Origin of the sequence: Pseudomonas sp. IPO3749 (assembly GCF_013386605.1) — a bacterium.
Classification (GTDB): domain Bacteria; phylum Pseudomonadota; class Gammaproteobacteria; order Pseudomonadales; family Pseudomonadaceae; genus Aquipseudomonas; species Aquipseudomonas azotoformans_A.
Map to the genome: position 1 here is coordinate 88,185 of NZ_JACARN010000043.1, position 21,405 is coordinate 109,589.

The 21,405-nt window shown below is 62.6% G+C and carries 17 protein-coding genes; 12 read left to right on the top strand and 5 right to left on the bottom strand.

Going from position 1 to position 21,405, the window contains the following annotated elements; genetic code table 11:
- Positions 1-41: 41 nt before the first annotated feature.
- The gene (locus tag HX812_RS18255; RefSeq protein ID WP_038845011.1) at positions 42-671 is read right to left on the bottom strand and encodes a LysE family translocator; all 630 of its coding nucleotides are present in this window, start codon (positions 669-671) and stop codon (positions 42-44) included.
- 624 nt (positions 672-1,295) lie between these two features.
- On the opposite strand from HX812_RS18255, the gene HX812_RS18260 reads away from it, so the two are divergent.
- From HX812_RS18260 to HX812_RS18315, 12 genes are read left to right on the top strand one after another with little or no spacing between them, the layout of a single operon-like run.
- Positions 1,296-2,735: an undecaprenyl-phosphate glucose phosphotransferase gene (locus HX812_RS18260; protein WP_038845014.1), complete on the top strand. Its 1,440-nt coding sequence runs from the start codon at positions 1,296-1,298 to the stop codon at positions 2,733-2,735.
- On the top strand, positions 2,735-4,195 hold the full coding sequence (locus HX812_RS18265) for a mannose-1-phosphate guanylyltransferase/mannose-6-phosphate isomerase (protein ID WP_033899682.1): 1,461 nt from the start codon (positions 2,735-2,737) through the stop codon (positions 4,193-4,195). The genes HX812_RS18260 and HX812_RS18265 overlap by 1 nt, the downstream gene beginning before the upstream one ends.
- Position 4,196: 1 nt before the next feature.
- The gene (locus tag HX812_RS18270) at positions 4,197-5,108 is read left to right on the top strand and encodes a glycosyltransferase family 2 protein (RefSeq protein ID WP_038845015.1); all 912 of its coding nucleotides are present in this window, start codon (positions 4,197-4,199) and stop codon (positions 5,106-5,108) included.
- A gap of 29 nt (positions 5,109-5,137) precedes the next feature.
- A complete protein-coding gene (locus HX812_RS18275; protein WP_038845016.1) occupies positions 5,138-5,914 on the top strand; it encodes a polysaccharide biosynthesis/export family protein in 777 nt (258 codons plus the stop codon).
- A gap of 14 nt (positions 5,915-5,928) precedes the next feature.
- Positions 5,929-7,920: an exopolysaccharide transport family protein gene (locus HX812_RS18280; protein WP_038845018.1), complete on the top strand. Its 1,992-nt coding sequence runs from the start codon at positions 5,929-5,931 to the stop codon at positions 7,918-7,920.
- Positions 7,920-9,110 carry a glycosyltransferase gene (locus tag HX812_RS18285; protein WP_038845020.1) on the top strand — a complete coding sequence of 397 codons (1,191 nt, stop codon included), beginning with the start codon at positions 7,920-7,922 and terminating at the stop codon, positions 9,108-9,110. The genes HX812_RS18280 and HX812_RS18285 overlap by 1 nt, the downstream gene beginning before the upstream one ends.
- Positions 9,100-10,428, top strand: coding sequence for a cellulase family glycosylhydrolase (locus HX812_RS18290; RefSeq protein ID WP_038845022.1), 1,329 nt, complete (start codon positions 9,100-9,102; stop codon positions 10,426-10,428). Before HX812_RS18285 ends, HX812_RS18290 begins: the two co-directional genes overlap by 11 nt.
- 8 nt (positions 10,429-10,436) lie before the next feature.
- The gene (locus HX812_RS18295) at positions 10,437-11,654 is read left to right on the top strand and encodes a glycosyltransferase family 4 protein (protein WP_038845024.1); all 1,218 of its coding nucleotides are present in this window, start codon (positions 10,437-10,439) and stop codon (positions 11,652-11,654) included.
- Positions 11,645-12,748: a glycosyltransferase family 1 protein gene (locus tag HX812_RS18300; RefSeq protein WP_038845025.1), complete on the top strand. Its 1,104-nt coding sequence runs from the start codon at positions 11,645-11,647 to the stop codon at positions 12,746-12,748. Before HX812_RS18295 ends, HX812_RS18300 begins: the two co-directional genes overlap by 10 nt.
- A 2-nt stretch (positions 12,749-12,750) precedes the next feature.
- Positions 12,751-14,178: an O-antigen ligase gene (locus HX812_RS18305; RefSeq protein WP_038845027.1), complete on the top strand. Its 1,428-nt coding sequence runs from the start codon at positions 12,751-12,753 to the stop codon at positions 14,176-14,178.
- The gene (locus HX812_RS18310) at positions 14,178-15,587 is read left to right on the top strand and encodes a lipid II flippase MurJ (RefSeq protein ID WP_038845029.1); all 1,410 of its coding nucleotides are present in this window, start codon (positions 14,178-14,180) and stop codon (positions 15,585-15,587) included. The genes HX812_RS18305 and HX812_RS18310 overlap by 1 nt, the downstream gene beginning before the upstream one ends.
- Positions 15,588-15,609: 22 nt before the next feature.
- A complete protein-coding gene (locus HX812_RS18315) occupies positions 15,610-16,665 on the top strand; it encodes an acyltransferase family protein (protein ID WP_038845031.1) in 1,056 nt (351 codons plus the stop codon).
- 21 nt (positions 16,666-16,686) lie between these two features.
- Here HX812_RS18315 and HX812_RS18320 read toward each other — a convergent pair whose 3' ends face one another.
- From HX812_RS18320 to HX812_RS18335, 4 genes are all read right to left on the bottom strand, one after another.
- Entirely contained in the window at positions 16,687-19,050 is a 2,364-nt protein-coding gene (locus tag HX812_RS18320; protein ID WP_038845032.1) for a TonB-dependent receptor, read from the bottom strand.
- Between the two features lie 139 nt (positions 19,051-19,189).
- Positions 19,190-20,149 carry a FecR domain-containing protein gene (locus HX812_RS18325; RefSeq protein ID WP_038845033.1) on the bottom strand — a complete coding sequence of 320 codons (960 nt, stop codon included), beginning with the start codon at positions 20,147-20,149 and terminating at the stop codon, positions 19,190-19,192.
- Positions 20,149-20,661 carry a sigma-70 family RNA polymerase sigma factor gene (locus tag HX812_RS18330; protein WP_033899664.1) on the bottom strand — a complete coding sequence of 171 codons (513 nt, stop codon included), beginning with the start codon at positions 20,659-20,661 and terminating at the stop codon, positions 20,149-20,151. Before HX812_RS18330 ends, HX812_RS18325 begins: the two co-directional genes overlap by 1 nt.
- Positions 20,662-20,773: 112 nt before the next feature.
- Entirely contained in the window at positions 20,774-21,355 is a 582-nt protein-coding gene (locus HX812_RS18335) for a DUF4174 domain-containing protein (protein WP_038845034.1), read from the bottom strand.
- Positions 21,356-21,405 lie beyond the last annotated feature (50 nt).

Sequence of the window (21,405 nt, forward strand, 5' to 3'; positions counted from 1 at the left end):
CGGAACCAATACCAGCCGTGACCCAAACAACGGATATGTACTCAGGATGGCCGAGACATCACCGCCAAACGCACCGCCAGCACCGTCAGCACTGTCGCCAACCCCCACTTCTGCAGCCAGGCACCTTTCGAGCGCCTGGCAAAAAACCGGCTGAGCGCTCCACCAAACACCCCCAACAGCACATGAAACACCGCTGCAATCAAGGTCAGCACGCCCCCCAGCACCATCAACTGCACCGCAATAGACCCCGCCTCCGGCCGTACAAACTGCGGCAAGAACACCAGAAAAAACAGCAAAGCCTTGGGATTGAGCAAACTGTTGAGCATGGCTTGCAGAAACACCCGCCCCAAGGGCACACGGCTGACATTCACAGCGTCGCCTCCAGCATTTTTCTGCAACGTCTTGAACACCAACCACAGCAAGTAGACCACCCCGGCATACCGGATCAGGTCAAAGGATGGCGGCCAACTGGCAACCAACGCCGTCACCCCAGTAGCGGTCAAGGCGGTCAGTAGCAGGTCCGCCACGCCGATACCCAAGGCCGACGCCATCCCACCCCGCCAACCATGGGTCACGCCATGGCTGATCACAAAGGCCATGTTCGGCCCCGGCGATAGCAGCAACAACAGCACAGCACCGGAAAATACCGCCAGGGTCGCAAGGTCGATCATGCTCAAGCCCTCCACCGTGAAAAGCCTGCAGATTAGTCGGTGCCCCTGGAGCGGACAAAAAATTGTGCTGGATACAATGCTCTGCGGTAACTGTGAATGGCCAGGCGACTACAACACTGTCGGCACTGCATGGCGGAGCAACTTTTACGGTAAACCGCATCATTTCATAGTTGCTTTTTCAAACAACTTCCCACCAGGCCAAGCCCCCGCTGGCAGGGCACTAAGTGGGCCCTGCCATCCCGTTTCTGTCCCCCTTTCCCACCTCGTTTCGAAAAAGGTTTTTCCATTAAGCAGGAAAAATCTCACATTTGTTCCTACACTCAAAAACACACCTGATGACCGAGTGTTCAGACAAGGAACGTCAATAAAATGCCGAAGAAAAGACTCATTAACCTGTCTAGCATGCTACCTCCGCACCATAGTCAATTCATTGACTGAATACAGTAAGGGAACACTCCTTTAGTCACTACCCCCGCAAAATCCCTTCAAATGGATAGCTGCATTTGGAATGGAAAGTTGCGTATTACCCAGAGTAGCCGTTTGACCAGCGCTCTAAAGCAACTCGCTGCTTTAGTGAAAAAACCGTCGAACAGCAACGCCTGGAGTGCAATGAGGGATGTTTTTATGCGAGAGAAGTCGTCCGTCGACAGTTTGTTTCTAACACGCGCCGGTTTTGTTGAGTTCTTTGTTGTTTTCGTCAAGTTGATCCATGGCCTGACGGCCATTTTGCCCCCACTGGTCCTGGTGCTCTTCCTGGACCCGATGGACCCTGAGCTGCGCGCCCATTTCCTGGGCCTGCTGGTGTTCTTTGCGGTCCTGACCATTATTCTGTTCCAGGCCCTGGGCATCTATTCCGAAGAATTGTTCAGCAACCGGCTGCGCCTGAAAACCAAGATCAAGGCCTGGACGGCGGCCTTTTGCATCCTGCTGTTCATGTACCAGATCCTGCAGTTCTTCCCGCAATTGACCCCGCGCAACCTGGTGACGTGGTACGTGGCCAGCCTGGCGCTGTTCTGCCTTGAACGCCTGGTGATGTTGCGCCTGTATCGTCGGCTGATGCGGTCTGGCAAATACCTGCAACGCACGGTGATCCTGGGTTTTACCGACACCGCTGTGCACGTCGCCGATCACTTGCAGCGCAACGGCGATATCCGTTCCGGCCTGATCGGCTTCATCGACGACCGCACCGAGCGCATTCCCAAGGAGCTGAGCAACCTGCCCCTGTTGGGCAACACCCGCGACCTGGAAAAACTGATCCGCGCCGAGCAAGTCAACCAAGTGATGATCTGCCTGCCCTGGGCCGCCGAGCAGCGCATCCACGGTTTGGTCAATCGCCTGCGGCAGTTGTCGGTGAATGTGATGCTGGTGCCGGACATGGCCGCCCTGCGCTACGGGCACAGCAAAATCACCGACGTGGGTGGCATCCTCATGTTCAACACCTCTCAACTGCCGTTGCGCGGCTGGTCGCCGGTGATCAAACGCTGTGAGGACTTGCTGCTCGCCAGCCTGGCCTTGGTCGCTCTGTCGCCGGTGATGCTGGCGACAGCGATTGCGATCAAGCTCGACTCCAAGGGCCCGGTGCTGTTTCGCCAGAATCGCTATGGCTACAACGACAATGAAATCCGCGTGTTCAAGTTCCGCTCGATGTACACCGACCAGAGCGACTTCACCGCCGAACGCCAGACCACCCGCGCAGACCCGCGCATCACCCGCGTGGGCCGCATCATCCGCAAGACCAGCATCGACGAGCTGCCGCAACTGTTCAACGTGCTGCTGGGCAACATGTCCATGGTCGGCCCGCGCCCACATGCCACGGCGACCAAGGCGGCAGGCGTTCCCTTTGAAGTGGCGGTCAGCGAGTACAGCTCACGGCACCGGGTCAAGCCAGGGATCACCGGCTGGGCACAGATCAATGGTTACCGGGGCGAGACCGACACCCTGTTCAAGATCCAGAAACGTGTCGAGTACGACCTGGAGTACATCTCCAAATGGTCGGTGTGGTTTGACTTGTACATCGTCTTCATGACGGTCCCGGCCGTCCTTTCCACCAAGGAAGTCTATTGATGAATACCCTCAACGGATTAATTCCCTGCATCATTTCCGGTGGTTCGGGCACGCGGCTGTGGCCGGTGTCCCGGCAGAACATGCCCAAGCCGTTCATGCGCATGCGCGACGGCCAGAGCCTGCTGCAAAAAACCTTCCAGCGCGCGGCCAAATTGCCCGGCGTGGAAAGCGTGTTGACGGTGACCAACCGCGACCTGCTGTTCCGCACCCTGGATGACTACCGCCTGGTCAACAAGGCCCACCTGCCCCTGGATCTGCTGCTGGAGCCGTTCGGCCGCAACACGGCGGCGGCGATCGCCGTGGCTGCGTTGCACGTGCAGGAACACTTCGGCGGTGACGCGCAGTTGCTGGTGATGCCCGCCGATCATTTGATCCTCAACGAGGTGGCGTTCGCCGAAGCCGTGACCCAGGCCCGCGACCTGGCCGAAGCCGGCTACCTGGTGACCTTCGGCATCCAGCCGGATCATCCGGAAACCGGCTTTGGCTACATCGAGCAAGGCGAGCCGTTGAGCACGGGCAATCGGGTCAAACGCTTTGTCGAAAAACCCGATCTGGCCACCGCCCAGGCCTACCTCGACGGTGGCAAACACCTGTGGAACGCCGGCATGTTCTGCTTCAAGGCCAGCACTCTGGTGGACGAACTCGCCGCCCATGCGCCCGACGTGCTGGAGGCCGCCCGCGCCGCGCTGGACCACAGCCAGAGCCTGCAGAACAAGACCTCCCGCCAGCGCGAACTGGACTCGGAGGCCTTTGGCAGCGCACCGGATATTTCCATCGACGTGGCACTGATGGAGAAGTCCAAGCAAGTCGCCGTGGTGCCCTGCGACATCGGCTGGAGCGACATCGGTTCCTGGGAAGCCCTGCGCCAGCTCACCCCCAGCGACGCCCATGGCAACCAGGTCAATGGCGAAGCGATTCTGCATGACGTGCACAACTGCTACATCGACTCGCCCAAGCGCGTACTCGGTGCCGTGGGCGTGCGCGACCTGATCATCGTCGACACCCCGGACGCCCTGCTGATCGCCGACGCCCACCGCAGCCAGGATGTGCGCTACATCGTCGCCGAGCTCAAGCGCCAGAACCATCCGGCGTACAGCCTGCACCGCACGGTCACCCGGCCTTGGGGCACCTACACCGTGCTGGAAGAAAGCAGCCGCTTCAAGATCAAGCGCATCGTGGTCAAGCCCCAGGCGTCGCTGTCGTTGCAGATGCACCATCACCGCAGCGAGCACTGGGTGGTGGTCAGCGGTGCGGCGCAGATCACCAACGGCGAGCGCGAATTCCTGATCAACGCCAACGAGTCCACCTACATCCCCGCCGGGCACAAACACCGCCTGACCAACCCCGGCATCATCGACCTGGTGATGATCGAGGTGCAGAGCGGCGAATACCTGGGCGAGGACGACATCGTGCGCTTCGACGACATCTACGGGCGCGCCCCGGCTGAAGTGAAAAAATGATATGCGTACGTCTCTGATCATCCCGACCCGTAACGCCTCCAGCCACCTGGCACGCCTGCTGCCGGCGCTGCGCATGCAAACCCTGCAACCTGACGAGATGCTGGTGGTGGACAGCGCCTCCAGCGATGACACCGTGGCGCGCTTTCGCGAGTTCGGCGCACGGGTCGAGGTGATCGACGCGCGTGATTTCAACCATGGCGGCACCCGGCGCTGGGCCAGCCAGCAGGTGGGCGGCGATGCGCTGATCGTCATGACCCAGGACGCGATTCCCGCCACCCCCGAGACCTTCGCCAACCTGCTCGCCGAATTGCAGCAGGACCCGCTCAACGGCGTGGCCTACGGTCGCCAGCTGCCCCACCCCGATGCCGGTGTGCTGGGTGCGCAATCGCGGCACTTCAATTACCCCGAGCAGAGCCGCAGCAAAAGCCTGGCCGATGCGCCGGAGTTGGGCATCAAGACCTGCTTCAGTTCCGACTCGTTTTCCGTGTACCGGCGCAGCGTGCTGGAAGCAGTGGGCGGTTTTCCAGCGGATGTGATCGGTAGCGAAGACGCCTTTGTCGCTGCGCGCATGCTGCTTGAAGGCTACAAGGTGCGCTACGCCGCCACGGCGCTGGTGCATCACTCCCACGATTACAAACTCATGGATGAGTTTCACCGTTACTTCGATATCGGCGTGTTCTACGGCCGCGAACCGTGGATCAAACAGGCCTTTGGCGACGCGGGGGGCGAAGGCAAGCGCTATGTGCTGGCCGAACTCGCGGCCTTGCGCAAAGCCGGGGCCTTGCACCGCGTCCCCGAAGTGCTGGTGCGCAGTGCATTCAAACTGCTCGGCTACCGGCTGGGCCATCTGGAGCGTCGCCTCCCCCTCGCCCTCAAGCGGCGCATCAGCATGTTTCCCGGTTATTGGAGGTGAGCATCATGACCTACAGGAAGTCCCCCTTGATGAAACGAACCCTGCTCGTCGTGGCCATGATGGCCCTGGCCGCCTGCAATACGCCGGCACGCATCGTCCCGCCCGATGGCAAGACCGTCGAGGAAGGCAAACGCGCCCTCGAGCAGCTTGCCCAACTGCCACCGGCGGTGGAACGCATCCGCATCGGCGACCAGTTGCGCATCGTGCGCGATGCCGGCGAAATGCCGACGCTGTCGGCGTTCAACGTCAGCACCATTTATGAGCTGACGCTGTACACGGTGCAGACCGACGGCAAGATCAACTATCCGTTCCTGGGGCCGGTGCAGGTCGCCGGTCGCCAGCCTTCGGAACTGGCCACGGAGTTGACCGGCAAACTCGCACCCATCTACCGCGAACCACGCGTGACGGTGAACATCAACCAGGCGCCGGGCAGCTCGATCATCGTCGGCGGCGCGGTGAACAACCCGACGGCGGTGCAGATCGGCACGGCCAACACCCTGGAGCAGGCCATCCTCGGTGCCGGCGGGGTCAGCGCGGCGGGCAACGCGAGCATGGTCGCCCTGCTGCGCGAAGACGCCCAGGGCGCGTATCGCGCGTACTTCCTGGACTTCAGCCAACTGCTCAAGACCGGCCCCAACGGCCGCAAACCCGTGCGCCTGCAACGCGGCGATGTGGTGTTCGTGCCCAAATCCAACGTGGGCGAGCGCATCCAAGGGGTGGATACCTACATGAACCAACTGATCCCGTTCACCAAGTCCATTGGGGTGGGCTACAACTACACCCGAACCAGCGGCGGCAATAACTAAAGGAGCGACATCCCATGATCGAGATCCGTTCTTTTCGTGATCTTCTGCGCTTGTTCTTCATCTTCCGGCACGAGTTCAAACTCGCGGCGATTGCCGCGCTGGTGATCATCCTGCTGGGGGCGTTCCTGCTACCGGCCAAGTATGAATCCACCGCGCGGCTGTTGGTGAAACCGGGGCGTGATTCGACCTTGCCCATCGAGATCAGCAACCGCCAGGCGCTGGTGATGCCCAGCACCCAGCGCGACCCGATTGTCGACGAGGAGCGCCTGCTCACCGGCCGGCCCATCGTGCGTGCGGTGGCCGAGCATTACCTGGAAGTGATCGAAAACGCGCCGCCGCCGGAGGGCTTCTGGAAGCGCACCAAGTACTACGTCAAGAGCGGCGTGGGGGCAGTGTTCGACGGCGTGCGCGTGGTCATGGAAACCGTGGGTATCGTTGAGAAAACCACCCCGGTCGAACGCCTGGCCGCCGGCCTGGAGAAGAACTTCGAAGTGAGCCACGCCGCCGGTTCCACGGTGATGGACATCACGTTCAAGTGGAGCGACCCGGAAATCGCCCAGGCGGTGGTCAAGGATTGGGTCGAGACCTACATCAACGAGCGCACCGAGGCCTTGGGCCGCAAGAGCCTGTATGCCTTTTATGAAGGCCAGGTGGCCAACAGCGCGACCGAGATCAAGAGCTACAAGGAACAGATCCTCACCCACTTGAACGAGATCGGCGCGGCGAGCATCACCGACCGCCTGGAAGACTTGTCCGAGCGCATCAACGTGCTGCGCGGCGAGACCTTCAACACCACGCGGCTGATCGCGTCCTCCGATAGCGCCATTGCGAGCACGCGCACCCAGCTCAAGGGCCAGCCCAAGGAAGTCACCACGGTGCGCCAGATCGCCCTGAACCCGCAGCAGCAGGATTTGCGTCGCCTGCTCAACCAGAAGCTGCTGGAAAAGGCCGACATGATGCGCACCTACACCGACAACGCGCCGCCGGTCAAAGCCCTGGACGCGTCGATTCGGGCGATGCAGGTGCAGGTCAACAGCGAGGCCAGCACCGTGCAAGCCTCGGAGAACCGTGCGCCGAACACCCTGGAAATCCACTTGCAGCGCGTGTTGCTGGATGAAACCAGCAACAACCTGGCGCTGCGCACCCAACTGGTTCAACAGCAGAAACAACTGGTGAACCTGGAAGCGCAACGCAAAGAGGCCCTGGAGATTGAACCGGAGCTGGCCCGCCTCTCCCGCGAGCTGAACACCACCGAGCGCAACTACGCGCTGTACGTGGATAACCTGGAAAAATCGCGCATCGACCGCGAGCTGGACAACAGCCAGATCAGCAACATCGCGGTGATCGAAGAAGCCACCCTGAACCCGGGTCGCATCTTCCCGAAAACCTTGGTGATGCTGGTGTTGGCGATCCCGTTTGCCATCGTGGTCGGCCTGCTGGTGATCTACCTGTGCTACCTGCTCGACCAGCGCATTCACGACGGTGGCCTGGTGGAACGCAAATTCGGCCTGCCCCTGTGGACCACCCTGCCGGAGCTGGACACCTCCACCGCGCAAAGTACCAACGCGTTCAATGCGAGCATCTACCGCTTGTACAGCCTGCTGCAGCCCGACCGCATTGCCGAGCAAGGCCTGACCCTGGGCCTGACCTCGGCGCGCCACGGCGAAGGGGTGACCTTTGTGGTGGAGCAACTGCGCCAGTTGCTGCATGAAAACGTTGTCAATGTGCGGGTCGGCGGGCTGGAAGCCGCAGCGCCGGGTGAAGTGGTGCTGCTCGACGCCTCGGCCCTGCTGGACAACCGCGAGGCGTTCGTCAACCTGCGCCGCGCCGACCTGATCGGCCTGGTGGTGGAAGCGCGCAAAAGTACCGTACCAGTGGTGGAACATGCGCTGTCGATCCTCAACACCGCGTTTGGCAAGGTGGACGGCATCATCATCAACCGTCGCAAGTTCGAAGTGCCGGGCAAAGTGCTGCACACCATCGGCAAATACCGGGGAGCGTTCTGATGCGTATCGCCCTGCTCGCGCCCTTGCCGCCGGAAAAGAACGGGATCGCCGACTACGCGAACCATTTCCGCACGGCACTGGAACAACTCGGCGTGACGGTGCTGACACCGTTGGCCGGGGTGGCGGGCAATTCCGAGGCGATCCGGCACGCCATCGCGGCGTTCGACTGGCAGTCCGTCGACCTGGTGCACGCCGAGTTGGGCGGCGGGCGGCTGGGGGAATTCCTGGCCTTGCGTGAACTGCGCAAGGCCTACCCGCAGCTGGCGTTGACCGCCACCGTGCATGACCCGGAGCGAATCGTGTGGCGACGTGAACACCTGCCCTTCCCCTTGAACCTGATGGAACGTTTGCCGAGCCCGTTGCCCCAGGCAGCAGTGGTGCTGGCCGACCCGTTGACCCTGCGCGAAGAACGCCAGGTCGCCAAGGGGCTGACCCGGCTGGTGACCCTCACCCGCCTGGGTGCCGACTGCTTGACCCAGCGCATGCAACTGCCGGCCGGCAAAGTCGCGGTGATCAACCATGCCAACCTGGCGATTGCACCGGCGCCGCTACCGTCACTGGACACCCTGCGGCTGCTGTATTTCGGCTTTATCTACCGTGGCAAAGGCATCGAGGACCTGGTGCAAGCCTTGGCGGATGTGTTCAAGCAAGCCCCCGAATTGCGCGACCGCGTGCGCCTGACCCTGGCCGGCGGCACGGCCGCCGAAATGGCGTTTGGCACGGGCGGCAACTACCTGGAACAGTTGAACGCACAGATCGCGGCACAGGGCCTGACCGACGCCATCGACTGGCGCCTGAATCTGCCCGCCGATGAAATCGCCCAGACCATCCAGGCCCACCATGTAATGGTGCTGCCCTACCGCGAATCGAAAAAACTCGGCCTGCTCGGGCGCCAGCGCGGCACCAGTGGCGCGTTGTCCTGGGCCACCGCTTGCGGGCGCGGCGCGATCACCTCCGACGCGCGCGCGTTTGCCGAGGAAGTCGCCAGCGGCAACGGCGCGATCTACCCCGAAGGCGATGTGGCCGCACTGGGCGAACAGCTTTTGCGCCTGGCGCGCACGCCATTGCTGGCGCGGGATTGGGCCGAGCGTGCCGGGGAAATCGGTCGCGAACGCCTGTGGCCGTTGACCGCGCAGAAATTCAAACAACTCTTCGAGCAGGCCATCAGCGGAGCCCCTTATGGCGCGTAAACGCACCTACCTCGCCACCTTTGCGCTGGTTGCCGCCCTGGGCCTGACCGCATTTTTATGGGGACGCCAAGCGGACGCCGAAAGCCATGTGCTCAAGGGCAGCAAGGAGGTGGTGTGGAAGGATTTCCTGGGGGTGAATGCGCAGTTCCTGTGGTTCAGCCCCGAGCGTTACCAGAAGCAGATCGACCGCCTCAAGGCCCTGGGCCTGGAATGGGTGCGCCTGGATTTGCACTGGGATCAACTGGAAACCGCGCAGAACCAATACAAGCTCGCCACCCTCGATGAACTGGTGGGCAAGCTGCAACAGAACCAGATCAAGTCGGTGTTTTACCTGGTGGGTTCGGCACGCTTTATCACCAGTGCGCCACCGCTGTCGCTGTACCCGGACCAGTACCCGCCAAAAGACCCCAATGTGTTCGCCAACCGCATGGCGTTGCTTTCCCAGCGCTACCCCAGCGTCGAGGCCTGGCAAGTCTGGAACGAGCCGAACCTGATCGGCTTCTGGCGCCCGGTGGCGGATCCTGCCGGCTACGCGAACCTGTTGACCGTCACCACCCACGCGTTGCGCGCGGTGAACCCGACCAAACCGGTGGTCGCCGCCGGCATGGCGTTCTTCAGTGAAATGCCCAACGGCCAGACCATGTTCGATACCTTGGGCGCGCTGGGCGTGGTCAGTCTGAACACGATCATCTCCTACCACCCCTACACCCAATTGCCCGAAGGCAACGACTCGGCCAACCTGGACTTCATCGCCAAGACCACCCAGCTGAACCAGGCCCTGCGCAACGGCGGTGTGCAAACCTTGTGGAGCACCGAGTGGGGCTGGTCGACCTATAAGGGGCCCAAAGACGCTCAGGACATCATCACGCCTCAGGCACAGGCCGACTACGTGGTGCGCCGCCTGGCGCTGATGAGCGCGATGGATTACGACAAGATTTTCCTGTTCACCTTGAGCGACCTCGACCAGCGCGCCAGTGTGCGTGACCGCTCCTATGGCTTGCTGGACATCGACACCAACCCCAAGCCGGTCTACACCGCGCTGAAGAACTTCCTCGATGTCAGCGGGCCGAAGCTCACGCCGGGCGATCCGCCGGCTGCCGACGCATTGCCCGACGGCCTGTTCAGCATCGGCTGGACCCGCACCGACGGCCGCAAGCTGTGGTTCTTCTGGTCGGCCCAGGGCGGCAACGCGCACCTGCCGGGCTTGGCCAGCGCCACCCTGTACGACCCGCTGCGCGGCACACAAACCCCGGTGAGCGGCACCAACGGCCTGACCGTTCCGGTCAAGTCGAACCTGCAAATTCTGTTATGGGAGTGAGGCCTGCCATGCGCATTTTATGGATCCTGCCCTACTCGCCCTGGCCCGCCACCAGCGGTGGCAAGACGCGCCAGTTCCACCTGCTGCGCAGCCTGGCCGCGCGTGGGCATCGGATCACCTTGCTGCTGCATGACAAACACCCGGTATCGCTCACCGACCGCCAGGTGCTGGAGGCGTTTCTCGAGCAACTGATCATCCTGCCACGTCGCCCGTTGCGCAGCGTGAAGACGCTGATCGCCGGGCTGTTCGCGCCCTACCCGCTGCTGGCCAGCGTGAATGGCTTGTCGGGCGCGTTGCAGGACCGCTTCAACCAATTGCTCAACGAACACTGGGATGTGGTGCAGATCGAGCACACGTACACCTTTCAACCGTATGAAGATGCGCTGGCGCGTAAATCCCAGCCGTTCGTGCTGACCGAACACAATGTCGAATCCGCGCTCGGCGCGGCCACGTATGACCGCCTGCCAGGCTGGTCGCTGCCGTTCATTCGCTACGATCAATGGCGCTACACCCGCTGGGAACGCCGGGTGATGCGTCAGGCCACGCAGGTGGTGGCGGTGACCGACAGCGACGCCCAGACCCTGGAAAAAATCGCCGGCAAACCGGTGTCCGTGGTGGTCAATGGCGTGGATTGCGATCACTTCGCAGCCGCGCGTCCCGACCCGTCGACCCGCCGCGTGCTGTTCCTTGGCAACTACGAATACGCGCCCAACGTGGACGCCATCGAGTGGGCCCTGGATGAAATCCTGCCCAAGGTCTGGGCGCGTTGCCCGGATGCGCGCATGAGTGTGTGCGGCTTCGGCATGCCGGACAGTTGGCGTGAACGCTGGCCGGATCCGCGCATTGAATGGCAGGGTTTTGTGCCCAACCTGCTGAAATTGCAGTCGAGCTGTTCGGTGTTTCTGGCACCGCTGCGCCATGGCGGCGGTTCCAAGCTCAAGGTGCTGGAAGCCCTGGCCGCTGGCTTGCCGTTGGCGAGTACCGAACAAGGCGTGTCGGGGTTGGACCTGGTCGAAGGCCTGGACTACCTCGGCGGGCAGACCGCCGCAAGCCTGGCCGACGCCGTGGTGCGCCTGCTGCAATTTCCCGACGCCGCCGCGCCCATGGGCGAAGCCGGCCGTGCCTATGTGCGCCGCGCCCATGACTGGAGCGTCGCCGCCAGCCAGTTGGAAAAGGTGTACGCCAGCCTTTCGCCCCTGACTCACAAGGAGCCCGCATGCGTGTAGGCCTGGATTACCGCACCGTCGGCACCTCGCCGCAATCGGGCATCAGCCGCCAGGTGTACGCGCTGGAAAGCGCCCTGCACGGTCTGCCAGGCATCGAGCTTGAGCGGTTTACCGTGGCGCCCCTGGGCGATGAAACCCGTTTGCAGGCTCATTGCCCGGCCTGGGGCTGCGCCAAGACCGCGATGCACCAGCCGCAGAATCGCCTGCGGTTCGAGGCTGGTTTTCTGCCGCGTGCGTTGCGTGAACAGCAGATCGATTTGTACATCAGCACCTTCAACATGGGCCTGCCTTTGCCGCCCAAGCCGAAGGGGCTGCGCACGGTGGTGCTGTTGCATGACCTGTTTCAGATCACGCTGAACAACTACCACGCCAACCGCCTGAAGGCGCTGATCTACAAGACCTGCGATCGCCTGTCGATTGCCTACGCGGTGCACAGCGCCGACCGGGTGTGGACGCCGTCGCAATACAGCGCCGATGAAACCGCGCGGTTGTTTCCCAAGGCGGCCGGTAAGATTCGCGTATTGCCCAACCAGGTCGATGGCTTTGCCGACCTGGCGGCGGACCTCAGCGCACGCCAATTGCCCGAGCACTTTTGGTTGCTGGTGGGAACGCGTGAGCTGCGCAAGAACGTGCCGTTCCTGGTCGACGCCTGGCAGAGGGCGCGGCAGCAATCCCCCGCCGTGCCGGAGTTGGTGCTGGTGGGCAGTCTTGAGCATTTGCCCGAGGCCCAGCGTACCCTGCCGGGGATACGCGCACTCAGTGGCGTGTCGGACGCCGAATTGCATGCGCTGTACCGCCAGGCCTCGCGCCTGTGGCAGCCTTCCTATGCCGAAGGTTTCGGCCTGCCGGTGATCGAAGCCTTGAGCGTCGGCACCCCGGTAGCGGTGGCCAGCGGTACCTCGCTGGATGAAATCACCCCGCCCTCGGCGCCGCGTTTTTCGCCCACCGACGGCCCGGCGTTGACGCAACTGATGCTCAGCCTCGGCGAACGCACTGAAGAAGAATCCCCCGAGCAACACCGGCAATGGGCGCAACGCTTCAACCATCACGCCTATCGCCGACGCCTGGCCGAATTGATCGAGGAACTGAAGTGAGAATGACCCTGCCCAGCCTCGTCGCCATCCTCTTCGGCCTGTTGTTTGGCGCCGTTGCCCTGTTGTTGTCGCCGGCCAAGGCGTTCCTCGCCGTGATCGGCCTGGCCGGGGCGGTGACCATCCTGCGCTTTCCATTCTGGGGCCTCCTGCTCTTTGCCCTGGTGGCGACGTTCATGCCGTATTCCACGATCAACCTGGGCATTCGCAGTACCGTCAGCGAAGCCATTTTGGCGATGACCTGGGGCGCCGTGCTGTGGAACAGCTTCCTGGTACGCCTGCCGGATACGCCGAGCCTCACCCGGCGCCCGACCGACCAGATGCTGTTGTGGCTGATGCTGTTCAGTGTGTTTCCCTTTATTGTCGGCCAGGTCACCATCCACGCCGACAGCAGCGGCGTGGCCAACTGGTTGCGTTGGTTGCTGAACTTGTCGGGGGTGTTCCTCTGCGCCAAGTTGCTGGTGGACCACAAGCACCGCGAGTCCCTGGTGATCGCCCTGTTGCTGGGCAGCCTGGCCATGCTGGTGCTGTCGATTGCGGTGTTCGTGCGCACGCGCTCCGGGGCCGGCATCGCGCCAGTGCTGGCGCTGTTCAACTACGGCAACTTCGACATGCTGAAATTCGGCCTGGAAGCCATGGCTTCGCGCATGGGCTCGCCGTGGATGCACCCGAATGCCATCGGCGGGATCATGGCGCTGCTGCTGCCCCTGGCCTTCTGTTTCGGCATGACCGAACAAGGCTGGAAACGTGCATTGGGCCTGGGCGTGGCGTGCCTGGGCGCGGCGGCCTTGCTGCTGGCGAGTAGCCGTGGCGCGATGGTCAGCCTGGCGTTGGTGCTGCTGTGGATGGCCACGCGCCGGGTGCCCTACACCGGGCGTCTGCTGATGATCGGCGCGGTGCTGACTGTCGTACTGGTGATGGCGTATCCGCCATTGCAGGAACGCCTGGCGACGATCTTTTCTTCGAGCAACGCCAGTACCGAAGTGCGTTTCGACGAGTACCGCATGTTCCCGCAGGCAGTGGCGTCGTACCCGTTCGGCATCGGCTTCAAGGTCGATCCACCGGTGCCAGACACGCACTTGCTGGGCATCTCCAACCTGTGGCTGAACTACATCTACAAGACCGGCATCGTTGGCATGCTGTTCTTCATCGCGGTGACCGTGCGCTGGTGGCGTGAAGCGCGCCCGGAACGCGGCCCGATCCGCCTGACCAAAGACAATGCGCTGTGGCTGGGCACCACGGCGGGGATTCTCTCAGCGCTGGTCAGCGGCCTGTTCGACCACTATTTCAGCTTTGCGGTGGTGATGGTCGCGCTGTTCTGGCTGATGGTCGGCATCAACGTGTTGGAGGCACGCCGGCTGTTTCCGGCACGCCTACCGCAGGTGAAACCGGTGGTCTATCGCAAACCCGTGCTTGATGGCGCCAAGCCCTGATGCTGGGCTCCGCCGTCTGGCTGACGCTGGCGACACTGCTGGGCCTGTGCCTGGGCTTTGCCCGCGAATGGTTGCTGGTGGCGGCCTGGGGCGCGGGCGAGCGCAGTGACGCATTCCTGATCGCGCTGTTTTTACCGGAAGCGCTGCGCATGTCACTGGCCGGCGGCGTGCTGAGTGCCGCGGCGCTGCCGCTGTACCTGGCGCGCAAGGACGACGAACGCCTGGGCTGGCTGGCCGTGTTGTTCCCGGCGCTGCTGCTGATCGCGCTGGTCACCAGCCTGTTGCTGACGCTGTTGGCGCCGTGGCTGGTGCAACTGCTCGGCCCGGGCTTGGCGGCGAGTGCCACGGCGCTCGCCAGCAGCAACTTGCAGATCGTGGCCTGGTGCGTGCCAGGGCTGATGTTGCACGCGCTGTTCAGCATCCCGTTGCAGGCCAGCGAACGGTTTGTGCTGGCCGGTCTGGGTTCGTTGTTGTTCAACCTGCCGCCGGTGACCTACCTCGCCCTGGCCGGCGCCGCCACCCAACCTCATTCGCTGGCCCTGGCCTGCCTGGCCGGTAGCCTGTTGATGCCGTTGGCGCTGCTGCCATCGATGTGGCGCCAGGGCTGGCGGCCGTGGCGCTGCCAATGGTCGCTGGCGCCGCTGCGGGAGTTGGGCCAGCGCATCGGTCCATTGTTGCTGAGCAACGGCGCCAGCCAAGGCTTGGCCCTGATTGAACGGCTGGTGGCGTCGCTGCTGGGTGAAGGCGCGGTGACCTGGGTCAACCTGGCGCGCAAGCTGATGAACCTGCCGCTGATTGCACTGATGAGCCTCAACCAAGTGCTGCTGGGCATGATGAGCCGCCGCCAGGGCGATGAACGCCTGGCCCTGCTCAAGCGCGGCCTGGAAACCGCCAGCGTACTGACCCTGCCCGCCGGTGTCGGCCTGGTGGCGGCGGCCCCGAGCCTGGTGGCGTTGCTGCTGCCCAAGCAATCGCTGGACTCGCCGTTGCCGCTGCTGCTGGCCTGGTTTGCCGTGCCGTTGGTATTCGGCGCCTGGAACGCTTTGCTCGCGCGGTATGCCTACGCGGCCGGGGACACGCGCCAGCCACTGCGCTGCGAATTGCTCGGCAGCCTGGTCAACGTGCTGCTGCTCGGTGTACTGCCGTTTGTGTTCGGCTTGGCGGGGATTCCGTTGGCGGCATTGGCCGGGGTGATCTGCACCGCGCTGCTGCTGATGCAACGCCAGGCCTTGCTCGGCGCCCTGCCTTGGGCGCGGAGCTGGCTGCTCAGTGCCGTGCTGATGGGCGTCGCGGCGTTGGCGCTGTTTCGGATTGAAGGCGTGTGGCTGCAACTGGGGCTGAGTACCCTGGCCGGCGCCGTGGTGTTGCTGGGCATGGGGCTGTGGCTCAAGCCGTGGCGCAAGGCATGAATGATCGATCGGGGATAGGTGGATGAAACATCGTTGGATTCAAATGGACATTGCCAAGGGCATCGGCATCCTGATGATCGTGTACGGTCACAGTTGGTTCGTGGCGAACTCGCTGGAGCTGCAGTACCCGATCATCGCCTCGTTCATCTTGCCGTTGTTCTTTTTCCTCTCCGGCGTTTTTTTCAAGCCAGAGCAGCCGTTTGTGGAGATGGCCGTGCGCAAGGCCGATGGCCTGCTCAAGCCGTTTTTCTTCACCATGCTGGTGTATGTGATCGTCCGCGACGTGCTGCGCGGCCAACCCCTGCTGCCGGACATCGGCGGCGTGCTGTATGCCTCGGTGGATACCATTCCCTGGCAGGCGCTGTGGTTTCTGCCGCACTTCTGGGTGGCGATCCTGTTCAGTTGGGTGATGCTGCGCCTGATCCAGCGCCTTAAGCTGTCACTGCCGGTGAGCTGCCTGCTGATGGCGGTACAACTGTTGATCGGCATCTGGGTTCTGCCGTGGTTCTGGCAAATACCGGTGAGCGTCGGCGGGCAGACCTGGACGTTGCCCGGCCTGCCCTTCGGCCTGGAAATCACCCTGATCAGCAGCACGTACTTCATCTGCGGTTACCTGCTGCGCGACTGGCTGCGTCGACATGAGGGATCGTGGCTGGGGCTGCTGATGTCGGTGGCGTTGTTCGCCGCCGTGTTCCTCTACAGCCACGCCACCATGGACCTGGCGCAGCGCCGCTACGACCACTGGCTGTGGACCAGCCTGCTCGCGGTGCTCGGCGTGTACGCGTGCTGGTCGCTGGCGCGGGTGCTGATGGTATCGACCGTCATCACACGGGCGATGACCTACATTGGCCAGAACACCTTGATCCTGCTGATCTTCCACGGCGAGATCCAGCACAAGACCGTGGACCTGCTGGAGCGCCTGGGGCTGCACGCGCTTGTCGCGGCCTGCGTGGGTTTCGTGGTGGCTGTGGTGGTGCCTTTGTTGATCGGGGAAGTGATCAAGCGGGTGGCGTTTTTGCGGTTTTTCTACTTTCCGTTTCCGGTGCGCAAGGCGCCTGTCGCAAAAACGGCGCCTTGAGGGCACCGTTCAATCGCTACGTCAGAAGTCGTATTTGACGCTGGTCATCAGGTTACGCGGCGGCCCGTACATGCCGTGGTTGCCGGCGTAGCTCAGGTATTCACGGTCGAACAGGTTGTTGAGGTTCAGCGAGGCGCTCAGTTTGGGTGTCACGTCGTAGCGCACCAGCAGGTGAGTGATGGCGTAGCTGCCCTGGCTGAAGGTGTGCAGGTCTTCCCCGACCTTGCTCTGCCAGTTCACCCCGCCGCCCACGGTCAGTTTGTTGAACGCGCCAGGCAAACGGTAGGAGGTAAAGGTTTTCAGGCTCTGGCGCGGCAAAGTGGTAACGATGCGTTTGTCGTCGGCATCGGTGCTGACCGCATAGGCATAGCCAGCGGAGGCCTGCCAGCCGTCAGCGAGTTCGCCGTTGAGTTCCAGCTCCACGCCTTCGGTGGTGGTGCCCTGCTCGTTGCGATAGGTGTTGCCGCCCGGAGTGTCGATCCAGATGGCCAGGTTGTCCTGCTCCAGCTTGAACAACGCCAGGCTGGTGTTCAGCTTCTCGTCGAAGAAGCTGCCTTTGAGGCCGACTTCATACCCTTTGCCCTCCATGGGCGGCAGCGCCTTGTTATTGATGTCGCGTACCCAACTGGCCTGAGGGTTGAAGATTTTGGTGTAGCTGGCATAGGCCGACCAATTGTCGGTGAGGTCATACACCACGCCAGCGTAAGGAATATAGACGCCGGTTTCCGATTCATCGGAGCGTGTCGCCGTGCCGCCGTAAGGGCGGTCTTCGGTTTCGCGCTTCCAGTCGATCACGCGGCTGCCGAGGATCACGCTCAGGTCATCGGTGACCCGCAGCCGCGTGCTCAGGTAAGCGGCGTACTGGCTCTCATCCACCGAGGATTTACCGGTGACATTGAACACGGGCTTGGCTGACTGGCCGTCCCAGTTGAGCAGGTTGTCGATGGCACCGGCAGGCGAGCTGGAATAGTCGTAATGCCATCCGCCGTAACTCGGTACGCTTTCCTTATATTTTGACAAGGTGATACCCGCGATCAGCTCGTGCTCACGGCCGAGCAGGTCGAAGGGGCCGGTGGCGTAAAGATCGAGGTTGTCCTGGCGCGGTGTACCGGAGAAACGCACCGGCAATTGGGTGGTGCCGCTGCCATCCGTGTTGAGGGATCCGTTGACGTAGTTGAAGACTTCGTCGAACTGGTTTTCGGTGTGGGTGAATTCGGCCTTGGCGCTCCAGCCGCTGTCGAACTTATGTTCGATCGCCGTGAAGAAGCTGGTCTGTTCATGATCGTTGTAGGACCAGGCCGGAGCGGTGTTCAGCGAACGGTTAAGGTTAGTGCGCGAACCGTCGGTAAACCGTGTGGGTAAACCGGAACGCGCTGGCGAATCGACGTCGGTGCGCAGATAGCTGAAGCCCAGGGTCAGCAGCGTGGCTTCGCTCAGGTCGAATTCGGTGATGCCATAGAGCAGTTGGGTTTCCTGCTTGTAGCGGTCGATCCAGGCGTGTTCAGTCTTGTAGTCCGCGACCAGCCGGCCGCGCACATTGCCGGTTTCGGTCAGCGGGCCGGAGACGTCCAGGCCCGTGCCATAACGGTCCCAGGTGCCCCCTTCAGCCGTGACGCTGGCGCGAGCCTCGGCCGTCGGGCGTTTGCGGATCAGGTTGATGGTGGCCGCCGGATTGCCCATGCCGCTGATCAGGCCAGTGGCGCCGCGCACGATCTCGACACGGTCGTACATGGCCATGCTTTGGGTGTAGTTGTCCATGCGCGTGGCGGTGGGCACACCATCGATTTCGAAGTTCTGGATCTGGAAGCCACGCGAGAAATAACCGTCACTCTCCGAGCCCAGGCCATCGCGCAACACAATGATGCCGGGAGTGGCATCGAGGGTGTCACTGAGGTTGGTGAGGCGCTGATCATCCAGGCGCTGGCGGGTCATTACGGTGAGCGACTGCGGGGTTTCCCGAGGCGTCAGATTCAGGCGCGTCGAGCTGCTGGACGACTGCGTGGTATAGGAACCGGTGCCTTCGGTGGTCGAGCCCGGTGCCTTGCCCGAGATCGATACGGTGCCCAGTTGCAGCGCGCCACCCGCCGGGCGTGGCTCCAGTGAATAGGTGTTACCGCTGCCATGCACCGCTTGCAGATCGCTGGTGCTGAGCAGGATCGCCAGGCCAGTGTCCAGGTCATGCCGGCCGTGCAGGCCGGGGCTGGTCTTGCCATCCGTGAGCGTCGCCGGGTACGACAACAGGATCTGACTGGCCTGACCGAACTGATTGAGCGCCCCGGCCAATGAGCCGGCCGCAATATCGAAATCCAGGTCCGGTGCCGCTTGAACCCAGGCCGACGTCAGCAACAATGGCGTGGCGACTGTCACGCTGGCGATGCCTTGCATGACGGCCAGAGCCAGAGAGGTGTTCAACGTTCTGCGATGTGGTGTGCGTGGCTGCATGCCCAATTCCCCAGTGAAGGTAGTGTCTGGGGATATAAGTCTCGTGAGAAACGCAAACGGACCACCCTGGCGCGAACTAAATTCAAACCCGGTTCTGGCGGGGGTTGAGGGTGACCCAAAAACGTGTGAAATGCTGCACTTCCAGCTTCAAGGTCTGCCCCAACGCGGCAAGGATGCGGTCGGTGTCGGACAGCGGATAAGTGCCGGACACACGCAAGTCTCGCACTGCCGGGTCACAGGTCAGGCGCCCGCGCCGGTAGCGGCTCAACTCGTCGAGGAAGTCCTCCAACCGCATGCCTTCGGCAACGATCATGCCCCGGCTCCAGGCCAGCTCGCCATCCCGTTGCGGACGACGGGCGAGCAAGGTGTGGGCATCAAAGCTGACCAGCTCATTCGCTTGCAGCACCAGGCTGCGTGACGGGATCTGCACCGACAGTGCGCCCTGGTCGGCCCCCAACTGGGTAAAGCCATCACGCTGGCGCACGCTGAAGCGACTGCTGACGGCACGGGTCAGGCCCTCGGCGGTCTGCACCCACAGCGGACGGGCGTCGGTGAGGTTGGGGTCCACCAGGATTTCACCGCGCAGCACCTGGATTTTCCGTGCGTGCGCAGTGTATTTCACATCAATGGCGGTGTCGGTGTTGAGCTGCACCTGGGTGTTATCCGCCAGGCCGATGCGCCACTGCTCGCCGACGGTGGTGCTGTAGTCGCTGGTCCAGTGCTGCACCAACGCCGTGTCCTTGACGCTCCAGGCAGTAGTGCCCGCCGCCAGCAGCACGGCAAGGTGTTTGATCACTCGACGACGGGACATTGCCGGCAGCAACGTTGCGCGAGCCAAGGCCTGATGAGCCGGCGCGCGCACGTCTTGCATGCGTTGGAGAAACCGCTGGGAATGCTGCCAGGCCAGTTCATGGGCCGGGTCCTGCTCGCGCCAGCGCTGCCAGTCGGCGCGGGTCTGTTCAGTGACGTCCGGCGCCTGTAATTCCAGTTGCCAGTGCATCGCCTGCTCGGCGGCTTCGAGGGATAACGGCGATGGATTCATCAACGTTGGCTGTCCAGCAGGATGCACTGCGCACCCGCCTTGACGATGTAGCGCTTGACCGTGGTAATGCTGGCGCCGAGGCGCTCGGCAATCTCGCCGTGGCTGAGACCATCAAGCTGCGACCACAGGAATGCCTGGCGCACCGGCAAGGCCAGGCGGCTGAGCACTTCATCGAGGGCCATCAGGGTTTCCAGCAGAATCCACTGGGTTTCGGCGCTGGGCGCAGACTCTTCCGGCAACAGGGCCAGGGCTTGCAGGTAGGCTTTTTCCAGCTTTTGCCGACGGAAATGATTGGACAGCACACTCTGCGCCACCTTCGCCAGGAAACTGCGCGGCGCCAGAATTTCAACCGGCTGGTTTTTTGCCAGCAGCCGCAGAAAGGTGTCCTGAGCCAGATCGGCGGCACTCTGCGGGCAGTTCAAGCGACGCCACAGCCATTGCTGCAACCAGCGATGTTGTTGGCGGTACAGGGTGGCCAGATCAGTGGGGCTTACCGCAGGAGTCGAAGACATGGAAGGCGCGCGCGAAGAATGAGGCGTAAATGATAACGGTTATCATATTCTTCGTTGCGTCGATGCTGCAAGTTTCTGCTGCAGGAGCCGGCTGGCCGGCTCCTGGCGGGGGTCAATCGTCCAGTGGTTGCGGGGCTGCGTGCTTGGCGGGTTTGCCGGCCTTGGCACCGGGTTTCGCCGCCGGAGCAGCGGCAGCCGGTTCAGGCTCGGCGGGAGCGGCGGTTTCTTTCTCGGCCATCGGCATCTGGTCAATGGCGCTGAAGAAATCCTTCAGGTCGAGGGTATCCGGTGGCACGGTCTTCTCGACTTTCTTCTCGCCGTCCTTGCCCACCAGGATCACTTTGGTGCCACTGCCGGCACCCAGTTTGAGGGCACGGATCAGTGCGTTGGTTTCCGGCGGCGTGAGCTTTTTATTGTCCTTGGGGTCCTTGGCGAACTTCTCGCCTTCGGCGCCGATGCTGCCGAACTTCACGGTGTAGAACACCATGTTGCGTTCTTCGAAAGACTGCTTGGTCGCAGGCTCGTCCAACTGTTTCTTGAGGGTCGCCAAGGTGTTGTTGCCGGAATCAAGCTCTACCACCACCAGCGGCCGGGCCTTGCCCAAGTCTTGCTTGAGCGGGTTGATATCATCAGCAGCCAACAGCGGCCCCGTAAAAGCCATCAAGGTAGCCAGGGTCAGCGACCGGATGAGCATGCGCACCTCCTTTGTATTCCATGCAGGGTTCTTGAGTTTCATGTCTGCGA